The following is a 248-nucleotide window of genomic DNA, read 5'->3' on the forward strand; positions in this document are numbered from 1 at the left end:
CGGTGGCGTCCACCATGACGTTGCCGGCATTCGCAACCGTCGAGCCCTGGTCGATCGTCAGCGCGCCGTTCGCCAGCACTTCGATCGTGCCAGTGGTCGCATTCGTGATCGTCTCATGGTCCAGCGCATTGCCGGTGCCGCTGACCTTAAAGGCCGCATTGTTGTTCAGGATGCCGCCGCTCAGCACCGCAGCGCCGGTCAGGTCGATCTCGCCGCTGCCCGTAACCGTACCGGTGCCGCTGATCGTA

General features: G+C 64.5%; 1 protein-coding gene. It reads right to left on the reverse strand.

Features of this window, described 5'->3' with window-relative positions; all coding sequences use genetic code 11:
• Positions 1-248: hypothetical protein (locus AC0L3B_RS40030; protein WP_473383495.1), on the reverse strand; the 248-nt coding region annotated here is incomplete at both ends.

It is taken from the genome of Bradyrhizobium sp. Kon56 (assembly GCF_055807635.1).